Here is a 19,770-nt window from a genome sequence, read left to right as displayed (position 1 = left end):
CTACCGACGCTCCAGGCGGCGTGTAGGAATGTGAGCACCGCCTCTGAGCCGCATCGTTTGAACTTTATCAAAACCATTCGCCCACTGAAAATGATTGGAGTAATAACGGCTCTCAAAATAAGTGGGAGAAGTCAGATAAAGACCTCCATCGGCAAACAACTGCGCGGTATCAGCCAGTACACGGAACTGACTGTTTAAAGCTCCGGTGAGCTCACTGTCGCCGGATCGGTACCCCTGAAAATAGAAACGCATGCCGGCATTCCATCTAAACTGCTCGCCCAAATTCTTAAAAATTTGTCCCCCAATCAAGGTGGTGGAAAAGGCAGAATCACCCTGCAGGTAGACCGGCGGCTCACTATAAGTACCTAATTCACGAGGGGGTACAGGAAAACGGTATTGCTCAATTTCATTGGTAATAAAGGCCCTTAAGCCAAAACGAAGCAGTGCATTGGCTTCCTCATTAAACTTAAGTTGAAACGTATTCTTTATAGATGTATAATAAACAGAGTCGCGGGTAGCCGTTGAATCGGCATAAATATTTGGATAGAAAAAAGTTTCCGGGTTCTCATTTAAATACCGGTTCAGATTGTCAATCCGATGAACACGCCGCTTACGATCAACGTGCAAAGTATGCAGCGCTGTCCCCAGGGGCAACTTCACGGATTCCTCCTCTCTTTGGCTCACCAAAATGTTTCCGATTTTTAACGCTTGACTGATGTACAATTGATGGTTGTCAATTCGGTTGGAAGCCGAATAAAAATTGACCGGTATGTTCTCGGTCTGGCCATATTCATACTCCTCCGGATTAAAAATATAATCCTCGTCAATGATGCCGCCATTTTCCAATTGGTCGGTTTTATTATACACGTAAGACCCGTGAATCTCATACTTTTCGCCCGAATAGGAGGAGAAGAATCTAAAATGTCGGTTCTCTACCTGTTGGGCATCATAGCGCCCTATGGAGGAGATGAGCTGATAATCGAATCCCGCATTCCATTCCTTATTGATATTTTGCGTAAAAAGCACCCCCACGGCCTCTTCGGAGCGTCGCTTTGGTCCCCCGTACTGATAATAGAGATTGGTATAAGGGGTGCGGGTATTATAGTACCGCCATTGCTCCGGTCTTTTGAAAAAATAACTCAGGTTTTCTGCAAAAACAAATTCGCGGGCCAGAGCCATTTCAGACACCATGGCCGCTTGCCAGGGAGCTCCCAGGTTGCCCAGGCGAACATTGGCCATGGATGCACGATAAGCAGGCATATGCACTTGGAAACCCTGTGAAAGCGTATCGATGGGTACCGTATCCGCTCTGGTACCTAAATCTACCAAAAACCAATTCTTTACTTCATGGGGTATGGCTTTAACTGGTGCTTCAGACCCTGCCTCATCGGCGGCCCTGCTGGACCCGGATGGGTCCTGCGTTCTGCCACTCTGAGAGGCACTATTATCCAGAGTTCTTTCAGAAATTCTTTGCGCATTCATGATCCATGAACACGCGAGAAGAAGGTATGTAGATATCAGAATTATTCTCATGCAAGGCAAAGATATTGAAAAATCCACAACTCAAATACAAATCTCATGCCTTGATTCGTAACAGGCTTTAAATTGTAACTCACTTAACTTCCCAAACATCGCCATGGGTGGCCAAATCCCGGAAAGTTTAATGGGGTTATCCTTTTGAACTCGCTCAATCTGACGTTCCACCTGCTGATCATACACCTCTCCTTTCACTTTACGGATAACCCCAAGGGCCACCGGATATTCCGGATACTCCATATTGGCCAGTTTAAGATGCATGGTGCTGTCCATACATTCAGCATCATGAATTAGAATATCGTCTAAAGTAATACCTCCTTTACCAATTTCAACCACCTTAAGCATCAAGCCCTCGAGCATCAAGCCCTTGTTTTTGCTTTTACCAAAAATCATCGCTTGGCCATGCTCCAATACAATTGTCCGGTCTTCCTTATGCTCCTTATCCGTGATAGCCTGATGCGTTTGATCATTATATATCACGCAATTCTGTAAAATCTCAACCACTGCGGCGCCCTCAAAATTGGCAGCTTCCTTAAAAACTTCCACACACAGTTTCAATTCCTTGTCAATACTGCGTGCAAAGAAATGCCCACGTGCGCCAATGGTTAATTCACCGGGCCGGAAAGGTTCCTCAACCGTTCCAAAAGGAGACGTTTTTGAAATGAATCCATGCTTGGAAGTTGGGGAATACTGGCCCTTTGTCAGACCATAAATCTGATTATTAAACAGGATAATATTCAGATCCATATTCCGTCTCACCGTATGAATAAAATGATTGCCTCCAATGGCCAGAGCATCTCCATCCCCGGTGATCTGCCAGACCTTTAATTTAGGATTGGCCACTTTTACACCGGAAGCAATGGCCGATCCCCGTCCATGAATGGTGTGAAAGCCGTAAGTATTCATATAGTAAGTAAAACGAGAGGAGCAACCAATACCGGAAATCACCACGACCTCCTCCGGCCTGAGATGCAACTCCGCCATCGCTTTTTGAACCGTATTAAGAATGGCATGGTCACCACAACCGGGGCACCAGCGCACATTCATACTGCTTTTATAATCGACAAAAGTATATTGCTTTAAATCACTCATAGCAACTAGGATTCCAATAGTTCAACAAACTGGTTCTTCAACTCCTGTACGGTAAAAGGCAGTCCCTGGACCTTATTAAATTGATGGTAAGAAAACTGAGGGAATTTCATGCGTAAAAACCCGGCGAATTGGCCAGATTCAATTCGCAAATCACCATTTTCTTATAACGGGACAATACCTCCTGGGTATTTTTGGGCAGAGGGTTGATGTAATTAAAGTGGGCCAGTGCCACCTTAAAGCCCGCTTGGTTCATTTCCTCAATAGCGGTGAAAAGATGGCCATACGTGCCCCCCCAGCCCACAACCAGCAATTCTGCCGAAACCTCTCCAATCACCTCCAGCTCAGGAATAAAATCAGCCACCCTGGCCAACTTTTCCTGTCTCAGGTTCACCATTAATTGGTGATTGGGTCCATCGTGAGAAATATTTCCGCTTTTCACATCCTTTTCCAAACCGCCAATGCGGTGCTCAAACCCCTTGGTGCCAGGAAACACCCAATCGCGGCTCAATCGTTCTTCATTGCGCAAATAAGGCTGAAATTCACCCGGCTTCTGGTGTGAGGTCGGGACAGAGATAACCGGAAACTCATCATCATCAGGAACCCGCCATTGTTGCGTACCATTGGCCAAAAAGCATCGGTCAGTAAAATGACAGGCGTCATATGCTCAATGGCAATCTTCGATGCATAAAAGGCATAATCAAAACAATTAACCGGGGTGCTTGCCGCCATCACAACCACCGGGCTTTCCCCATTTCTTCCAAAGAGGGCCTGCAGCAAATCAGCCTGTTCGGTTTTAGTCGGCAGACCAGTAGAAGGTCCGCCCCGCTGCACATTAACAACAACGAGCGGAAGCTCCGACATAACCGCCAGTCCAATGGCTTCGGTTTTGAGCGCCAAACCCGGACCAGAAGTGGAAGTAATCCCCAGGGCTCCGGAAAAACTGGCCCCAATGGCCGTACAAACGCCCGCAATTTCATCTTCCGCCTGAAAAACTTTAACACCCAAGTCTTTGCGTGCAGCCAGTTCCTGAAGAATTTCAGTGGCTGGTGTAATAGGGTATGAGCCAAGAAACAAGGACAATCCGCTTTTTTCAGCTGCCAGCAAAAAACCCCAGGCCGCCGCCTTGTTGCCATTTAAATTCCGATAGATCCCTTTCCGCGATTCGGTCGGATTAATGTGATAAGAAGGCGTAACCGCCTGTATGGTATAGCCATAATCATGTCCGGCTTGCAAAACCTTCAAATTGGCCTCCATGATCAATGGTTTACTGCCAAACTTATTTTTAATAAAAGCCTGTGTATGCTCAATGGGGCGGTCAAACAGCCAAAAAACCAATCCCAACGCAAACATGTTCTTACTCCTGAGCACGCTTTTATTATCCAAAGCCAGGTCTTTAACACTTTCTCGGGTTAAAGAACTTATGGGGGCTTTTATAATATTGAACCCTTCCAGTTTATCCTCAAAAACAGGATCATCTGTTTGGTAACCGGCTTTCTCCAAACCCTTGGCTTCAAAACTGTCCACATCAATAATAATGGTTCCTCCAGGCTTCATAAACACCGCATTGGCTTTCAACGCAGCCGGGTTCATCGCCACCAAAACATCGGTTAAATCACCGGGCGTGGTCACGCCCTGACCAAAATTCACCTGAAAACCGGAGACCCCCCCAATGGTTCCTTGTGGCGCCCTGATATCAGCCGGATAATCCGGGAAGGTAGAGATGTCATTTCCGTAAACAGCGGACGTTTGTGAAAAAAGATTCCCCGTAAGTTGCATACCATCTCCCGAATCCCCTGAAAACCTAACGGATATCTTATCGACCTCGATAACTTTTGAACTTTTTCCCATCTGACCATTAATACTTTACATGATTAATAAACACCAATCAGCTCTTTGCAGCCGAACCGGCTAGCAGACCTCTAAATTATCCAAACATTTGTTAATTAACAAAAACATCTGTTATAGAATTTCTGCAAAAAACATATTATTATCCGGCACACTGTTAACTTTGCAGGGAACAACAAAAATGCAACTTCAAATAAAAAGATATGGCACTCATAAAAGAAGTCAGAGGATTCACACCTCGATTTGGCAACAACGTTTTTTTGGCTGAGAACGCCACCATTATCGGCGATGTTGAAATGGGGGATGATTGCAGTATATGGTACAACGCCGTATTGCGTGGAGATGTTAACTCCATACGCATTGGAAACAAGGTTAACATTCAGGACGGCAGCGTATTACACACGCTTTACCAAAAATCAGTGGTCGAAATAGGGGACAATGTATCCGTGGGCCATAATGTGACCATTCACGGTGCAAAAATAGAGGACAATGTGCTCGTTGGCATAGGCGCCACCATTCTGGATCATGCCGTCATTGGCAGCAACTCAATTATTGCTGCCAATTCATTGGTTCTGACTGGAACCATTGTGGAACCCAACAGCGTTTACGCCGGTGTACCTGCCAAAAAAGTGAAGGACATCGAACCCGATCAAACATCAGAAATGATCCATAAAATTGCCAATAACTACATGATGTATGCCAGTTGGTACAAATAGTTGTTGACCTTTTCTTATCAAAAACGCAGAACCAACAACCTTTTTTTGTCAATGGCCGGTTTCTACATGTATGGCACTCACTGGTCTGCCTAGAAATAGAGAAGCGGATTCATTAAAGCGCTCAGGATATTCGGTGGTATAAAACTTTACTTCGGCACCCCGCGATAAACTTTGATTCATTGCGGGGTGCCTATTCAGGTAATCCTTTAGACTATTGGCCACGATAGGCCCCTGGGATAAGACCTTGACATGTTCTGGGATAAACAACTTAATAACAGGCAACAGCAATGGATAGTGCGTGCAACCCAATATGATGGTGTCCGTTTCCGGTGCCTTCTTAAACAATTGATCCAGATTCTTCTTCACAAAAAAACGTGCACCATCGGAATCCATTTCTCCGTTTTCAACCAAGGGAACCCACATGGGGCAGGCCTCTTGCGTCACCTTCAGCTGAGGGTATAGCTTTTTTATTTCCAGGGGATAAGAATCAGATAAAACGGTACCCAAAGTTCCCAACACACCAACCGAACCGGATGCGCTCATATCCCCCAGCTCTTCAACGCAGGGCCGGATAACCCCCAAGACACGCAAGGCCGGATCCATCAGCGGCAAATCCAGCTGCTGGATGCTACGCAAGGCTTTGGCAGAAGCCGTATTGCAAGCCAATATCACCAAAGGAGCACCCATCTTAAAAAGTTTCATCACTGCTTCCAGCGTATATTTATATACCACATCAAATGAGCGGTTGCCATAAGGAGCGCGTGCATTATCACCATAATAAATAAAATCATATTCAGGGAAAGCCTGAAGGAGATCATGAAGGACGGTTAAGCCCCCATAACCCGAATCAAAAACGGCAATTGGACCACTTTTATGCATAATGAGGAATTGAGATATAATAAAGATAAAAAAAAGGATGATGCCATGGCATCATCCTTCTAATATTTCAATGGGTGTTGGCGCGTTGTTAGTTCAAACCTAACTTGGCCTTAACCAAAGGACCGCAATCCACACTTTGATCCGAATGATAAAGAACAACCTGAGAGCTCAAATCAAAAATATAAATAAAGCCCTGCTCTTGTCCCACGGCATCAACAGCCTGTTGCACCTTTTCGAGGATGGGCTGATAAAGTTCCTGCTCTTTTTTGGAAAGGGATTGTTGGGCCATATTCTGATAATTCTGCAGGCGCTGCTCAATTTCCTGAATCTCCTTTTCCGTGGTTGTCCGAATTAACTCAGGCATTGTTTCACGCTCAGCAATGTAGTCCCTGAATTTTTTCTCATGCTCTTCGCTCATCATTCTCATTCTATCCTGAAGCGTTTTGGCTTCCGCTTGCAATTTCTGGTCGGCCTCTGCCTTTTCAGGTAACTCCATGATAAGCTCCTGCATATTAACATGTCCAAATTTCAGATCCTGAGCCGTTGCCACTGAGGATATCAAAAATAAACCAACTATTAAAAATAAATTAACTAGCTTCATATCATTGTTTTATTAAAAATTCAACTTATACCATTAAATCTATATACCAATTTTGTTTTAACAAAGGCGGTTATATCCTCACTTTTTTCCGACTGAAACAAAGTCAATCCGGAGTTCACTTCAAAGATATAAAGATACCCCTTTTCTTCTCCAACGGCTTCTATGGCCGCCCTCAGTTTATCAAGGACAGGCACCTGCAACTCTTGTTGCTTGGTTTGAAGACTTTGCTGAGCACCTGCATAAAACTCCTGTACCCGCTGTTGCATGGCCGCATACTCTTCCTCCTTGGCGGCACGCTGTTGCTCAGTATAAGTTTCATAGCTATTCTCGTACTCTAATTCAATTTTTTGAAGCTCCTCCCTCATAGAGGTTAACTGCGCTTCAAGCTTTTTGGTTTCAGCCTCCATTTCTGTGGTAATATTCTTATATTCTGGCATAAGAAGTACTACATCTGCTACATTGACATGCCCGAACTTCAAATCCTGGGCCTGGGATGCAGCTGTAAAAAAGAGCATCAGAAAGACTGAAAAAATTAGCGTTCTTATTTGCATTGTTTCCTGTTTACTTAATTATTATTTATGTCCTAATCGTTCTAAAATCTGATCGCTTCTGTCATGCCGTGGGTCGAGATACAAAACACCAGTGGATTTGTCAAAAACAGCAGCTAAATCTTCTTCCCTGGCCATTTCCTGTATCACAGTAGCTATTTGCTCCTGAATGGGTTGAATTAAACTCTCCTGGCGTTTGGCCATTTCACCTTCCGGACCAAAATACTTGTGTTGCAAAGCCTTGGCTTCCTTTTCCTTTTCTATAATGGCCTCTTCTCTGCCGATGCGCATTTCATTGGATAAAAACACACTTTCCGTCTGAAAATCCTGATACAATTGAGCCACCTCCTGATACCGGGCTTCAATTTCACCTTGCCATTGCTGGGACAACTGATTCAGCTGTTCCTGTGAAGCCTGATAGGCTGGAATATTCCGAAGCACATAATCCGTATCAACAAAAGCGTATCTCTGGGCCACCATTGACATTTGCAAGCCAAATACACCCAACAGCAAAATTAAAATTGTTTTTTTCATAACCCTAATTTTTAGTAAAAATAACCTGCCACCGAAAATGTCGGCACAATATGATTATTTCAAAAATCGAACCACAATTAAATCAACAAGCCTGGCCCTTAGAAATTCTGCCCCATCACAAAATGGAAGTTACTTCCTGCTGCACTTGGGTATCCGGGCACCTCATCAAATCCATATCCCCAGTCGATGCCCATTAGTCCGAACATGGGCAGGAATATTCTCACGCCCACACCGGCCGAACGGTGCAAATCAAAAGGTGAATAGTCTCTGAACTCCGACCAGGAATTACCAGCTTCCAAAAAGAGAAGGCCATAAACCGTGGCGGAAGGTTGCAGAGTTAATGGGTACCGCAACTCCATGGTCAGTTTGGTATACATATTGGCATCCTGGGCCGCACTGCTTCTCTCACCCTCTTCGTCATACACATAGCTCATGGCCGTCAGGGTATTGTTCTCGTATCCTCTTAAGCCAACCGTCTCACTGCCATAATAACTGTAGCCTGACATGCCGTCACCACCAAGCGTGTACTTCTCAAAGGGCGATTTCAGATACTTGTTGTAATAACCCAGAAATCCGCCTTCGACTTTACTCATGAGCACCAGTTTATCCCCGGCATCCAGTGGTTTAAACATCGCGCCCTTAAAGGTCCACTTATGATATTCAATCATCTTATAAAGCTCCTGCTGATCGGTCACATCTGAGTAATCCTTACCGGTAATAAGCGAATAGGGCGGGGTGACTTCCACACCTATCGTAAAATCAGAGCCGGTACGTGTATACAGAGGATTATCGATAGAACGACGGGAAAGCATGACCTTGAACCGAAGGTTATGAGAGTAGCCATCGTTCATTAAAAAATACCAATCTTTCAAATCATAATACTGATAACTCAATTCGTTGTACAGGGTAAAATAATCATCCGGCCAGCTGAGTCTTCTGCCCAATCCAACAGAACCGCCAAAAACCTTAAAATGCTTCGAGTCGTCTCCCTGGAAGGCATAAGGATCATTGTAACCGGAACCATAACTACTGTAGCCATAATAACTATTGGGCATATAATTTCGGCTTACACCTGTCTGAATAGAACGATAAATATTCACGCTCAACGAGTTGGGCTTTTTACCGCCCAGCCATGGTTCCACAAAACTCAGGCTGTACGACTGGTAGTATTTTCCGTTGGTCTGCGCTCTGACCGACAAGGTTTGTCCATCACCGGTAGGCAAAGGTCGCCAAGCCTCTTTATTGAAAAAATTCCGAACCGAGAAATTGGAGAACTTCAACCCCAGTGAACCCACAAACATTCCTGCGCCCCAGCCGCCGGAGAGTTCCACCTGGTCGTTGGCTTTCTCTTCCAGATTATATTCTAAATTAACCGTGCCTTTGTCCGGATCAGGAATGGGAACCGGATTGATTTTTTCAGGATCGAAATGGCCCAGTTGGGCCAATTCACGTACGGTCCGAATCAATGCCGCCTTGTTAAACAACTCTCCGGGCTTGGTTCTCAATTCGCGTCGTACCACATGTTCATGGGTTTTGGTATTCCCCTTTATGATAACCCGGTCAATGGTGGCCTGATCGCTTCATAAACGCGCATTTCCAGATCTACCGTGTCGTTGGAAATTTTAACATCCACCGGAATAATCCGGCTAAACAAATAACCATTGTTCATGTACAAGTTATGAACCGCATCATCATCCATAAAAAGCCGCTCATCCAGCAAGGTCTGATTAAAAATATCCCCCTTCTGAATTCTCAGATTATGACTCAGGTATTCACCCGGATAGATACTGTTGCCCACCCAGGTGATTTCTCCAAAATAGTATTGGCTTCCTTCTTCCAGGGTTATTTCAATATCTACCGTATTGTCATCATTACGTGCAATGGAATCAGAAACAATGTAGGCATCCCTGTAGCCCTCCTCATTATACTTTTCAATGATGGCATCCAAATCATTGTGATACTCCTCTTCAACGAACTTCTTGGTGCGAAAGAAATTGCGCAACTTTTTTCGTTCATTGGTTTTCTTCATGATACGATTCAGGCGATTATCGGTAAAGGCCTCATTACCCTCAAATCCCAGATAATTGACCTTAACCTTCTCCTTCTTATCCACATGCACATCTAAAATGACGTGATTGACACGCGAGGTATCATCCCGTTGAACAATATCCACCTCGGTGTTATAAAACCCTTTCTCAACAAAATGTTCTTTGATAAAGCGCTCCGCCCTGGTAACCAAATAGGGGGTCACCTGACTCCCCCGCATCATAGCCACCTTATCATTGACCGCCTCAATTTCAGATTTTTTCAGTCCCAGATAATTCATACTGGAGAGACGCGGGCGCTCCTGAAGATATATGTTCAGGTATATATTTGAACCTTCAACTTTTGAAGCAGAGACTTTTACATCAGAAAACAAACCATACTCCCAGTATTTTTTAATAGCGGCGGTGATATCATCACCCGGAACGGTGATGGTCTGCCCCACACGCAGCCCCGATAAATTGGCCAATATTTTGGGATCATTATTGAGGTCTCCTGTTACCTCAATCTCTGCAATAACATATTCTTTGGGCTTACCTGTATATGAAATTTCCGGAGTAGATGTTTGTCCCAACAGTAGATGAACGGATATGAATAAAAGAACAAACAGGATCGATAATCGTTGCAACATTTTTATTTTTTTAAAATTAACTGGTCACTGGTTTTCCCGAACCGTCTTTCACGTTTTTGAAAATCAATAAGCGCTTCGTAAAAATGTTCCTTGCGAAAATCAGGCCATAATATGCTGGAAAAATATAATTCTGAATAAGCAATTTGCCAAAGCAGAAAATTACTTATTCTAAACTCACCACTGGTTCGTATAAGAAGCTCAGGGTCAGGCATATTACAAGTTTCCAAATACCGACTAAAAACCTGACCATCAATATCAGAAACATTCAGCAGTCCTTTTTTAACATCCTCAGCTATCTTCTGAACCCCCTTGGTAATTTCCCACCGGGAGCTATAGCTTAAAGCGAGAACGAGCGTCAAACCGGTATTACCCGCTGTTTTTTCCATACAGGAAGTCAGTTTTTCCTGCACCTTTAAAGGCAAACTTTCCCTACAGCCAATGGTTTTTAATTGAACATTATTCTTCATCAAGGTTTTAGCTTCCGAAGCAATGGTTGAAACCAATAAGGACATAAGCGCATCTACCTCATTCTTGGGACGATTCCAGTTTTCAGTAGAAAAAGCATATAGTGTAAGAAATTCAATTCCCAATTCAGCGGCCGCCTCCGTCACTTCCCGAACAGCTTTCACGCCATTTTTATGCCCGAATACACGCGCAGTACCACGTTGTTTGGCCCACCGTCCATTTCCATCCATAATTACTGCCACATGGCGTGGCAACCGATCTGGTATCAAAAGATCCTTGACTGACATAGCTGCCTGATTACTCGTTTCTAAAATCCGTCGCGACACTTGTCGCGCCTGCTATATAAATTAAAGGTAGCATAAACAGCCACCACCGAATACCAGTCATTGTTGTGACTAAAGGTCGTTTTTTGAAATCCGAGAGGATTTGATGCATCGATAGACATATCATGGCCAACCACATCCAAATCATCAACAAAAGTCTTTCGCAGCGTCCATTCTGCCCCCAGATTCAACCAATCGTTCGCCTTCCATTTCACTCCGGCACCGAACGGCAAAGATAATACAAAAGTCGGTTTTTCATTGTGATTACCATTATCTTCTGAATATCTTTTATAAAAAACCGACCCTGCACCCAGCGTAAAGTAAGGCGTAAATACCGATTCTTTGTTGGTGGGATGATCAAATGAAAAAAAGTTAACTTCCAACATGGCCGTCAGGTCCAGCACTTCTCTTGAAAACTGATAAGGCTCCTCAGAGTCAACGGGCAGATAAACATTCTTTTGCGGGTATACACCACTCATTCCGGCAAGAAGAGCTCCTCCCCGAAAGGAAATCCGGTCGTTGACCGAATACCTGATAATGGCGCCGAAAGATGGCTGGATGCGATAAAATTGTCGACCAGGATTCAAGTCTCCGTTATACCAGGAAACGCCAACATAGGGTCCTCCCTCCAGTTTTGTCTGTGCCGGTGCGGATGGACGGCTAAATAAAAAAGCTACAAAAACAAGGAAAATCAAGTTGATCTTAGGCATTGATGTTTAGTTATGAATGTGTCCTAAATGAACGTTTCCGCCCACAATTTATTGTTTATGTCTAATTCCGCTTATCGGCGCCCCACATCAATTTGGACCGTAATGTAGAATAAAAGGTTTTCCCAATTCTTTCGACAACAGGCACGGAGAAATCGGCCTTGCGCACTTTTAATTCCACCGACTCGTCCAGAATACAGCTGCGGGAATCCAGGGATGCCAAAAACTTACCGCCTCGGGCCTCAATTCGAAGCTTCAATTCGAAGCTATTGGGCACCACCAGGGGACGTACGGTCAAATTATGGGGCGCAATCGGGTTAATAATAAAGTTCTGTGAAGCAGGATGCATAATGGGTCCTCCCACACTGAGCGAATAAGCTGTAGAGCCTGTGGATGTGGACACAATCAAACCATCTGCCCAATAAGAGTTTAAGAAGTCCCCGTTCAGATAAGTATGAATCGTGATCATGGAAGAGCTGTCTCGCTTTTGAACAGCCATTTCATTGAGGGCAAAATCAAGATCACCGAAGCAGGGAATGCTGGTCTCCAATTTCAGCAAATCCAATTCCCTGACCACAAACTGCCCCTCCATAATTTCGGCCACAGCCAGGGGCAACTCCTCCTGAGATATATCCGCCAAAAACCCCAGACGACCACTGTTGATGCCCACAATGGGAATTTGCCGGTTACGCACCATGGTTACAGCATCCAGGAAGGTACCATCACCTCCAATACTAAACATCATTTCGCAGTCAGGCAAGTCGTCATGGTCCTTAAAAAAGCCTGCCACCTTCGGATTTAATCCAACAGGACCTACTAAAAAATCATAAAAGGGTTTATGTATAATCATTTCAGCCTTCGCCAGCGCCAAATGCTTCAGCAAGGTGCTGCAACGCTCATAAAACACCTCCCCGAATTGTTTACCAAAAATTGCTATGCGCATACAAAAGTTATTTACAACGATAAATTGAATTGAAAAAAGAAGCCGTGTTCGGCGAAATTATTAAAAGAATAATTCAGACTCAAAACTTTATCGTAAAAAGTCACCATGTCAATTCCCAGTCCGTACCCCAAAAGCAAGGTGTTGGCCATTCGATTGCCAGGTAAACGATTGTCATTGAGCACATAACCGGCATCAAAATGCAACTTCAAATAAAAAGCATAGTGGAATTGTGAAAACTGCTCCAGGGGGATCCATTGAAGCGTTTTATTGCGTCGGGGAATTAATTCATAGAGTAATTTATTCTGCACACCACCATAGGACGACCCGTCAATGACGTAGAACTCAAAACCATTTAAGAAATCCTGGTACCCTAATCCGGTCCGAAAATAATACGGTGCCTCTCCGGTATCTATGGCCGACATAAAACCTCTCGTATTGGAATATAAGCGATTCAATAAGGGGCGCTGATAGGACGCGGTGGCGGACAGTTGAAAAAAACCGGTGTATTCTGACATCACACCAAATCCCCGGCGGGCGAATTCCACATCAAAATATTGACCGCTCAGTGGATAAACCTTTGAATCCCGTCGGTCATAAGTATATTGATAGCCCAACTCTAAAGTCTCACTCCGGTTTTGTCCGCCCGACAAAAACCCGGGATTACTGACCATGAGCGTATCCGCGGCATCGACATTCTCGTATCCCAAAAAGACCCGGTGGTGATGATCCAGATTATGACGGTAGTAATAGGACGCCTCTACATCTGATTTGGTCAGCAACCGACTCCCCAGGGTTTTTAGAAATACCTGCTTGTCATTTTGTGTGGTATAGGATACCTGATCATTCCACAACCAATTAAAATTGATCCCCCAACCCGATTGTTGATTCAGGCCGGGCTTTTGATAATCAAACCTAAATTCCTTCTTATACCCCGTCACCATTCTCAGCCGAAGGGTTTCCCTTCTTCCCCGAAAATTATCATGTTTGACATACAAGCCATAATTAAAATAAGACCCGTCGTTCAAACGCAGAAAATCACTAAAGTTCCGACCCTCCTGCTCAAATATGGGGAAAGCCCACAAATACCATCGTTCCTTGACGGTGATATTAAAAATGATCCGGCGTCGGTCCGTATAGGCGAATTCAATTTCCACCAAATTAAAGAGGGAAGTATTCATCAGATTCTCCTTTCCCCTCTCTATTTGACCAATAAGTTCATTGATGTTAACTGTTGAGCCAATGGAAAACGGCAATTCAGAAAGAATGACCTTTCGTCGTGTTCTCAGATTACCTTCAATGGTGATATCCTGAACGGTTAACCAGCCCTGCAATACAGGTTCCGGTTCAAAGGCCTTGAGCGGAAGCACGGATCCGGCCATTATAACCATCACCAACAAAAGTACCTGCAAGACCTTCTGAATCCCCATTCCGCCCTGATTTAGAAATCGGTTAAACGCTTAAATATTTGATAAGCGATTCATAATTCCGGCGCGCAGTCTCATCTACCTGCACAACGGCACCATATTCAGCCCGGATATTATAACCATAACGCTCAAAACCGTTGATAACGGACTGTAAATCGGTTCGGTTCAATTTAAGGGTAATAAACAACTGGCCACCATCCGGACTTTGAGAGGCGTAAAGACTCAAAATTTTGCTATCGGAATCTTCCACAATCCGGGCAATTTCTGACAAGGCATAATCACGCGTTCCCACCTCAATCTGAATGATTCCTCCAGGCGTATGAGCGGCAATGAGTTCACTAAAACGATGCATTAAATCATGTTGTGTGATAACACCCAAAAATTCCTTTTCAGCATCCAAAACCGGTACGATACTCAACTTTAAACGTGCAGCGATCTCAATCACATCATAAATATGCTGATGACTAATAACATAGGGTTTCATCAGCGACAATCGGTGATTCCCCAGGGGCTCTTTGGCGGAATTCAAGTCATATATATCGGTATCTGAAATCAAGCCCAAAAAAATATGATTGTTCACAATGGGCAGATGAGAAACCCTAAAGGCTTCCATCCAATTGAGAGCATCCAGCCCGGTGTCAGATGTTTTCAATGCAGGAATAACATCAGAAATCAAATCTTTTGCCAGCATAAATTAAGAATAAAAAAATACTTTCTAACTTTGTCGATGAAGACCAACGGTAATATACTGCTTTTCACTAAACAAATAGCAACCATTACAGTTTTAATACCTTTAAAGAACCTACAAATAGGATACCGAAAATGACAAAACTCAGTGTAAACATAAATAAAATAGCCACACTGCGCAATTCACGCGGGGGAAATATGCCCGACGTGCAAAAAGCAGCGGTAGACGTTCAGGATTTTGGGGCGGACGGTGTCACCGTTCATCCCCGGCCGGACGAACGTCATATCCGACGAAAAGACGTTTATGATATTAAAGGTGTTATTAAAACTGAATTCAATATCGAAGGTTACCCTTCACCAGATTTTTTGAACCTGGTAAAAAGCGTCAAACCCCATCAGGTGACTCTGGTACCGGACCCGCCGGAAGCCATTACCTCTAATGCGGGGTGGGATACCATTCAACACCTCTCATTTCTTCAGGATGTCATTGCAGAGTTGAAAGAGTATGGGATACGAACTTCTATTTTCATTGGCACCGATGCCGAAATGATCATCAAAGCCTCTGAAACCAATACCGACCGGGTTGAATTATACACCGAACCCTATGCCACCCATTATCCCATCGACAGAGAAAAGGCCATTGCCCCCTTTGTGGAAGCGGCCAACCTGGCCAACAAAGTCGGTTTAAAAATCAATGCCGGCCACGATTTAAGTCTGGAAAACCTGAGATTTTTCAACGAACGCATTCCCTTTTTAAAGGAGGTATCCATCGGACATGCCCTCATTGCCGATGCACTCTACCTGGGTCTCGAAAAGACGATTGCCCTTTATAAAGACCAATTGGTAAAGGAGAAATAAAATGGAGCTGTATTGCAGAGAATTGGGCCAGGGAGAGACCACCATCGTCATTGTTCATGGCTTATATGGGGCGTCCGACAACTGGCTGTCCATCGCCTCTAAATTAGAAGACAAGTACCGAATCATCCTGCCCGACCAGCGGAACCATGGGCAGAGCGACCACAGTGCTACACACACCTATGAAGCCATGGCCGATGATTTGTATGAAACCCTCCGGAAAAAGGTAAAAGAAGAAAAAGTGATACTGCTGGGACATTCCATGGGCGGCAAAACCGCCATGCGGATGACCATGAAGCATCCCGAAATGGTCCGTCAGCTAGTGATAGCAGACATTGCCCCCAAGGATTACGGCCGTTTTGCCAATTATGCAGAGACCACAGCCAATCACGAGAACATTCTCAAAGCCCTGCAGTCTTTGCATCCCGAAACCATGGAGAGCCGAAGCGAAATGGACGCCGCGCTCAAAAAGCAATTCCCGGTCAAAACCTTGCGTCAGTTTTTGCTGAAAAACGTCAAGCGCCAAAAAAACGGCCGCTACCATTGGCAGTTAAACCTGGAAGCCCTGTTGAACAACTTGCCCGAGCTCATGGACGGCTTCTCCCACCTGGAGGACCATCCATCCGTCACAGGCATTCCCACCGTTTTCATCCGCGGCGAAAAATCCCCCTATATCAAGGATGAAGACGTCCTGGTCATCAATAAATTCTTCCCCGGATCACAACTCGTAACCATCCCGGATGCCGGTCACTGGCTGCATGCCGAGCAACCGGAATTGTTTTTAAAAACCCTTCTCTATTACATCGAATAGACTTTCAGTTTGCTATTTTTTAACGCCTTTAACTTACACACCCCAATATTTTTAGTTAATTTTGCGTACAACTTCTTATATAATGAGCAAAAATCACAGCGAAACAGCCATTCTACGCATCCATTGTCCCGACCAACGGGGAATAGTAGCAAGGGTCACCGATTTCATCCATCGCAACAACGGTAACATCGTGGCATTGGATCAGCATACCGACCGGAACGAGGAACGTTTTTTCATGCGGGTTGAGTGGGAGCTGCAAAATTTCGAATTGGCGCGGGATCAAATTCAACCGGCCTTTGAATTTGCCATTGCCAACCCATGTAAAATGACGTGGAAACTTCATTTTTCTGACTACACACCCCGCATGGCCCTGTTTGTCAGCAAAATGTCGCACTGTTTGTACGACATTCTGGCCCGCTACCAAAGTGGAGAAATGAAGGTAGAGATCCCCCTGGTCATCAGCAACCACAGAGACCTGGAAGAGGTGGTGAATAAATTTGGCATAAAGTTCATACACATCCCCATAACAGCAGCCACTAAGCAAGAGCAGGAACAAAAGGAGCTGGAAATACTCCGGGAGCACCAAATCGATTTTATCGTTTTGGCCAGATACATGCAAATACTCTCCCAATCCTTTGTGGATAATTATCCCGAGCGGGTCATCAATATCCATCATTCCTTTTTACCGGCCTTTGTCGGTGCAAAACCCTACCATGCTGCGCATGCCAGGGGCGTAAAAATCATTGGTGCCACCAGTCACTATGTCACCACCGACCTGGATGCCGGCCCCATCATCGATCAGGATGTGGCACGCATTACGCACCACGACAATGTGGAAAAACTCATACAAAAAGGACGTGATGTGGAAAAGATCGTTCTTTCCAGAGCTGTCATGGCCCATGTTGATCGAAAAACGCTGGTTTACAAAAACAAAACCGTCATATTCCAATAAATAATGGCTCCACAAAAAATAGTCATCATTAAATACAACGCAGGGAATATCCGCTCTGTCAACAATGCGTTAACCCGACTTAATCAGGAAGCCGAAATAACGGCCGATCCTGAAAAAATCAGGAAGGCAGATAAGGTTATTTTTCCAGGTGTAGGGGAAGCCAGTACCACCATGCGCTATCTCAACGAAACGGGACTATCAGAAGTCATCCGGTCGCTGACGCAACCGACCCTGGGCATTTGCCTGGGCATGCAGCTCATGGGTAGTCACAGTGAAGAAGGAGGGGTAGATTGTTTGAACATCTTTGATGAGCCCATCCGAAAATTCGCCTTACCAGCACCCAATCCGGCCAACCTCAAAATCCCCCAGATGGGATGGAACCGCATATTCGATTTGAAAAGCGATCTCTTCGACCCCTCACTGGAAGGCCAGTATGTGTATTTTGTGCACAGTTATTATGTCGCCCTGGGTGAACATACAGCTGCCACCACCGACTACCTGCTGAATTACAGCTCGGCCTTGCAGCGCGACAATTTTTTTGCCACCCAGTTTCACCCCGAAAAAAGCGGTCCGGTAGGGCAGCGCATCCTGGAACGTTTTTTAAAATTATAAAAGCATGACTCCCCCAAGCAAGAAGATAGAGTTGATTCCCGCCATCGACATCATCGATGGCCAATGCGTGCGATTGAGCAAAGGCGACTATGACACCAAAAAGATTTACAATGAAAACCCCCTCGAAGTCGCCCTTGAATTTGAGCACCACGGCATTCAACGGCTGCATGTGGTGGATTTGGACGGCGCAAAAGCCGGGCGCATCATCAATCATCGGGTATTGGAAAAGCTGGCTACAAAGACCAGTCTGACCATCGATTTTGGCGGCGGATTAAAAAGTACATCGGATTTAAAAATCGCCTTTGAAAGTGGTGCCCAAATGGTGACGGGCGGAAGTATTGCGGTTAAAAACCCGGATGAATTCACCAGTTGGATAGACCAATATGGTTCTGATAAAATCATTTTAGGATCCGATGTCAAAGACAGAAACATAGCCATTTCAGGCTGGCTGGAGACTTCAGAACTGGACCTTTTTGAGTTTCTAAACGACTACCAGTCCAAAGGCATTACCCAAACCATTTGCACCGATATCAGCAAGGACGGCATGCTCGCCGGTCCCTCCATTCCCTTGTACCAGGAGATCCTGGCCCGCTTTCCGGATCTATACCTCATTGCCAGCGGTGGGGTGAGCCATATGCGGGACATAGAAGCCCTTCAGGAAGCGGGAGTTCCTGCGGTGATTTTTGGAAAAGCCATTTATGAAGGAAGAATCCGCATGACCGACATTGAAAAACTGCTCCGCTAATTAAAGCCGTTGTGACCAAAGCGACCATTAGAACCAATTAAAACATTATAAACATGCTAGCAAAGCGAATCATCCCCTGTCTCGACATCAAAGACGGAATGACGGTAAAGGGGATTAAGTTTTTAGAAATAAAGACCGTAGGCGACCCGGTTGAGCTGGCTGCGGCCTATGCGGAGCAGGGAGCCGATGAGTTGGTATTTCTGGACATAACCGCCTCCCATGAAGGGCGCAAAACCTTTGTCGAATTGGTACATCGCATTGCCCGGCACATCAACATCCCTTTTACCGTTGGGGGAGGCATCAGTGAACTGAAAGACGCTGAAGCCTTACTCAACGCCGGTGCCGATAAAATCAGCATCAACTCATCTGCCGTCCGCAACCCACAGCTCATTGATGACATGGCCAAAAACTTCGGCAGCCAGTTTGTCGTCGTGGCCATTGATGCCAAAAAAGAGTCGGAAGGACAAGACTGGGCAGTCACCGTGAACGGCGGGCGCGTGTTTACCGAAAAAAGACTGTTCTCCTGGGCCAAAGAAGCAGAAGCGCGTGGGGCCGGAGAAATCCTTTTCACCAGCATGGATCACGATGGCGTTAAACAAGGCTTTGCCAACAAAGCCCTGGCTCAACTGAGCCAGAGCTTGTCCATCCCCATTATCGCCTCGGGCGGTGCAGGCAACATGGAACATTTCCGCGACGCCTTTGTTGAAGGTAAAGCAGATGCCGCATTGGCCGCCAGCGTTTTTCATTACAACGAAATTTCCGTACCCCAGCTGAAAACCTATCTGGGTCAGGAAGGCATCGTGGTCCGTTAATTATATACT

22 protein-coding genes are annotated in these 19,770 nt (G+C 45.1%); 7 read left to right on the top strand and 15 right to left on the bottom strand.

Annotated elements, in window-relative coordinates:
* The 4 genes from JCM15548_RS13740 to JCM15548_RS13730 all read right to left on the bottom strand — a co-directional run bounded on the left by JCM15548_RS13740 (nucleotide 1) and on the right by JCM15548_RS13730 (nucleotide 4,476).
* Nucleotides 1–1,533 carry a putative porin gene (locus JCM15548_RS13740; RefSeq protein WP_083985151.1) on the bottom strand — a complete coding sequence of 511 codons (1,533 nt, stop codon included), beginning with the start codon at nucleotides 1,531–1,533 and terminating at the stop codon, nucleotides 1–3.
* A gap of 30 nt (nucleotides 1,534–1,563) precedes the next feature.
* The gene (locus tag JCM15548_RS13735) at nucleotides 1,564–2,628 is read right to left on the bottom strand and encodes a 2-oxoacid:ferredoxin oxidoreductase subunit beta (RefSeq protein ID WP_227625817.1); all 1,065 of its coding nucleotides are present in this window, start codon (nucleotides 2,626–2,628) and stop codon (nucleotides 1,564–1,566) included.
* 106 nt (nucleotides 2,629–2,734) lie between these two features.
* Nucleotides 2,735–3,154, bottom strand: coding sequence for a hypothetical protein (locus tag JCM15548_RS24170; protein ID WP_227625816.1), 420 nt, complete (start codon nucleotides 3,152–3,154; stop codon nucleotides 2,735–2,737).
* Nucleotides 3,133–4,476 (bottom strand): 2-oxoacid:acceptor oxidoreductase family protein, encoded by a 1,344-nt coding sequence (locus JCM15548_RS13730; protein ID WP_227625815.1) that lies wholly within the window; start codon nucleotides 4,474–4,476, stop codon nucleotides 3,133–3,135. The genes JCM15548_RS24170 and JCM15548_RS13730 overlap by 22 nt, the downstream gene beginning before the upstream one ends.
* A 200-nt stretch (nucleotides 4,477–4,676) precedes the next feature.
* Here JCM15548_RS13730 and JCM15548_RS13725 point away from each other — a divergent pair, with 200 nt between their 5' ends.
* Nucleotides 4,677–5,189: a gamma carbonic anhydrase family protein gene (locus JCM15548_RS13725; RefSeq protein WP_062126502.1), complete on the top strand. Its 513-nt coding sequence runs from the start codon at nucleotides 4,677–4,679 to the stop codon at nucleotides 5,187–5,189.
* A gap of 48 nt (nucleotides 5,190–5,237) precedes the next feature.
* Here the strand turns inward: JCM15548_RS13725 and murI are convergent, their stop codons facing one another.
* From murI to JCM15548_RS13675, 11 genes are all read right to left on the bottom strand, one after another.
* Nucleotides 5,238–6,068: a glutamate racemase gene (gene murI, locus JCM15548_RS13720; RefSeq protein ID WP_062126499.1), complete on the bottom strand. Its 831-nt coding sequence runs from the start codon at nucleotides 6,066–6,068 to the stop codon at nucleotides 5,238–5,240.
* Nucleotides 6,069–6,156: 88 nt separating this feature from the next.
* Nucleotides 6,157–6,669 (bottom strand): OmpH/Skp family outer membrane protein, encoded by a 513-nt coding sequence (locus JCM15548_RS13715; RefSeq protein ID WP_062126496.1) that lies wholly within the window; start codon nucleotides 6,667–6,669, stop codon nucleotides 6,157–6,159.
* Between the two features lie 20 nt (nucleotides 6,670–6,689).
* Complete coding sequence (locus tag JCM15548_RS13710; protein WP_062126493.1) at nucleotides 6,690–7,220, bottom strand: OmpH/Skp family outer membrane protein; 531 nt, start codon at nucleotides 7,218–7,220, stop codon at nucleotides 6,690–6,692.
* A 21-nt stretch (nucleotides 7,221–7,241) separates the two neighbouring features.
* On the bottom strand, nucleotides 7,242–7,751 hold the full coding sequence (locus JCM15548_RS13705) for an OmpH/Skp family outer membrane protein (protein WP_062126490.1): 510 nt from the start codon (nucleotides 7,749–7,751) through the stop codon (nucleotides 7,242–7,244).
* A 98-nt stretch (nucleotides 7,752–7,849) separates the two neighbouring features.
* Complete coding sequence (locus JCM15548_RS24165) at nucleotides 7,850–9,271, bottom strand: BamA/OMP85 family outer membrane protein (RefSeq protein WP_262487066.1); 1,422 nt, start codon at nucleotides 9,269–9,271, stop codon at nucleotides 7,850–7,852.
* 26 nt (nucleotides 9,272–9,297) lie between these two features.
* A complete protein-coding gene (locus JCM15548_RS24160) occupies nucleotides 9,298–10,425 on the bottom strand; it encodes a BamA/OMP85 family outer membrane protein (RefSeq protein WP_227625814.1) in 1,128 nt (375 codons plus the stop codon).
* Nucleotides 10,426–10,427: 2 nt separating this feature from the next.
* Entirely contained in the window at nucleotides 10,428–11,177 is a 750-nt protein-coding gene (gene uppS / locus JCM15548_RS13695) for an undecaprenyl pyrophosphate synthase (protein WP_062126487.1), read from the bottom strand.
* A gap of 20 nt (nucleotides 11,178–11,197) precedes the next feature.
* Nucleotides 11,198–11,923, bottom strand: a complete 726-nt coding sequence (gene porG / locus JCM15548_RS13690) for a type IX secretion system protein PorG (RefSeq protein ID WP_062126484.1) — start codon at nucleotides 11,921–11,923, stop codon at nucleotides 11,198–11,200.
* A 61-nt stretch (nucleotides 11,924–11,984) separates the two neighbouring features.
* Complete coding sequence (locus JCM15548_RS13685; RefSeq protein WP_062126481.1) at nucleotides 11,985–12,863, bottom strand: NAD kinase; 879 nt, start codon at nucleotides 12,861–12,863, stop codon at nucleotides 11,985–11,987.
* 11 nt (nucleotides 12,864–12,874) lie between these two features.
* Nucleotides 12,875–14,290 (bottom strand): POTRA domain-containing protein, encoded by a 1,416-nt coding sequence (locus tag JCM15548_RS13680; protein ID WP_062126478.1) that lies wholly within the window; start codon nucleotides 14,288–14,290, stop codon nucleotides 12,875–12,877.
* A 22-nt stretch (nucleotides 14,291–14,312) separates the two neighbouring features.
* Entirely contained in the window at nucleotides 14,313–14,978 is a 666-nt protein-coding gene (locus JCM15548_RS13675) for a CBS domain-containing protein (protein ID WP_062126475.1), read from the bottom strand.
* A 131-nt stretch (nucleotides 14,979–15,109) separates the two neighbouring features.
* Here JCM15548_RS13675 and JCM15548_RS13670 point away from each other — a divergent pair, with 131 nt between their 5' ends.
* The 6 genes from JCM15548_RS13670 to hisF all read left to right on the top strand — a co-directional run bounded on the left by JCM15548_RS13670 (nucleotide 15,110) and on the right by hisF (nucleotide 19,761).
* Nucleotides 15,110–15,832 (top strand): pyridoxine 5'-phosphate synthase, encoded by a 723-nt coding sequence (locus JCM15548_RS13670; protein ID WP_062126472.1) that lies wholly within the window; start codon nucleotides 15,110–15,112, stop codon nucleotides 15,830–15,832.
* Between the two features lies 1 nt (nucleotide 15,833).
* A complete protein-coding gene (locus tag JCM15548_RS13665; RefSeq protein ID WP_062126469.1) occupies nucleotides 15,834–16,640 on the top strand; it encodes an alpha/beta fold hydrolase in 807 nt (268 codons plus the stop codon).
* A gap of 82 nt (nucleotides 16,641–16,722) precedes the next feature.
* On the top strand, nucleotides 16,723–17,592 hold the full coding sequence (purU, locus tag JCM15548_RS13660; RefSeq protein ID WP_062126466.1) for a formyltetrahydrofolate deformylase: 870 nt from the start codon (nucleotides 16,723–16,725) through the stop codon (nucleotides 17,590–17,592).
* A 3-nt stretch (nucleotides 17,593–17,595) separates the two neighbouring features.
* On the top strand, nucleotides 17,596–18,204 hold the full coding sequence (gene hisH / locus JCM15548_RS13655) for an imidazole glycerol phosphate synthase subunit HisH (RefSeq protein ID WP_062126461.1): 609 nt from the start codon (nucleotides 17,596–17,598) through the stop codon (nucleotides 18,202–18,204).
* 4 nt (nucleotides 18,205–18,208) lie between these two features.
* Nucleotides 18,209–18,949: a 1-(5-phosphoribosyl)-5-[(5-phosphoribosylamino)methylideneamino]imidazole-4-carboxamide isomerase gene (gene hisA / locus JCM15548_RS13650; RefSeq protein ID WP_062126458.1), complete on the top strand. Its 741-nt coding sequence runs from the start codon at nucleotides 18,209–18,211 to the stop codon at nucleotides 18,947–18,949.
* A 53-nt stretch (nucleotides 18,950–19,002) separates the two neighbouring features.
* Entirely contained in the window at nucleotides 19,003–19,761 is a 759-nt protein-coding gene (gene hisF / locus JCM15548_RS13645; RefSeq protein ID WP_062126455.1) for an imidazole glycerol phosphate synthase subunit HisF, read from the top strand.
* The last annotated feature ends 9 nt before the right edge of the window (nucleotides 19,762–19,770 follow it).

Origin of the sequence: Geofilum rubicundum JCM 15548 (assembly GCF_000974365.1) — a bacterium.
Lineage (GTDB): Bacteria > Bacteroidota > Bacteroidia > Bacteroidales > Marinilabiliaceae > Geofilum > Geofilum rubicundum.
This window is presented reverse-complemented; position numbering and strand designations above follow the sequence as displayed.